Annotated in this window: 1 protein-coding gene and 1 pseudogene; both read left to right on the forward strand. The window is 45.9% G+C overall.

Annotated elements, in window-relative coordinates; translation table 11 throughout:
• The coding region (trpD, locus tag ACP45E_RS19690; protein ID WP_069585460.1) for an anthranilate phosphoribosyltransferase at positions 1-686 on the forward strand (686 nt) is incomplete at its 5' end.
• Positions 687-689: 3 nt separating this feature from the next.
• Positions 690-1,143, forward strand: a pseudogene (locus ACP45E_RS19695) (bifunctional indole-3-glycerol-phosphate synthase TrpC/phosphoribosylanthranilate isomerase TrpF); the annotation flags it as partial.

Consider the following 1,143-nt stretch of genomic DNA (forward strand, 5'->3'; position numbering starts at 1 on the left):
TAGCCAAACACGGAAACCGCAGTGTTTCGTCCAAATCTGGCTCTTCTGATCTGCTCGACTCTTTTGGTATCAACTTAGCCATGAGCCCTGAAGATACCCGTAAGGCGGTTGACGATCTCGGCGTCGCTTTTCTATTTGCCCCTCAATACCACGGTGGTGTTAAACATGCCATGCCCGTTCGACAAACGCTGAAAACACGCACCATTTTCAATATTCTAGGCCCGCTGATTAACCCTGCTCGCCCGAATATAGAACTCATGGGCGTTTACAGCGAAGAACTGGTGCTCCCTATTGCAGAAACCATGTTAAAAATGGGCATGAAGCGTGCGGCAGTGGTACACGGAAGCGGTCTTGATGAAGTCGCTATTCACGGCCCAACCACAGTGGCTGAGATCAAAGAAGGTGAAATCATTCAATATACATTAACGCCTGAAGATTTCGGTGTAAGCAGCCACCCTCTTGAAGCCATTAAAGGCGGAGCACCAGAAGAAAATCGCGCTATTATCACCAATATGTTGACCGGCAAAGGGACCGATGCCCAACTCGGAGCTGTCGCTGTGAATGTTGCGTTACTTATGCGCCTATTTGGCCATGAAAACCTAAAAGAAAACACGCAACAAGCGATCACCGCAATGAATTCAGGTAAAGCGTTCGATCTGGTTCAGCAACTAGCAAGCAGAGGCTAAATAATGACTCAACTTTCTGAACACGTTTCGCTGCAAGAAACAGAAATGGCCGAAGTTCTCGCCAAGATAGTAAAAGACAAACACGTATGGGTTGCAGAAAGAAAACAATCTCAACCATTGGTAGGGTTTCAATCTCAGCTTACTGAGTCTGATCGCGACTTTTATGCGGCGTTAGCCAATGGAAAAACAGCGTTTATTCTGGAATGTAAAAAAGCCTCACCTTCTAAAGGGTTGATACGTGACGACTTCAATTTAGAACATATCGCTAGCGTTTATAATCGCCATGCCAGCGCAATCTCAGTGCTAACAGATGAGAAATACTTTCAAGGCAATTTTGAGTTTTTACCAAAGGTACGCGCTATTGCAGCGCAACCTATTTTGTGTAAAGACTTTATGGTCGATAGCTACCAAGTGTATCTCGCTCGCCATTACAGCGCAGACGCTATTCTCCTGATGC

The sequence above is a fragment of the Vibrio genomosp. F10 str. 9ZD137 genome (assembly GCF_049974785.1).
In the GTDB taxonomy this organism is placed as follows: domain Bacteria; phylum Pseudomonadota; class Gammaproteobacteria; order Enterobacterales; family Vibrionaceae; genus Vibrio.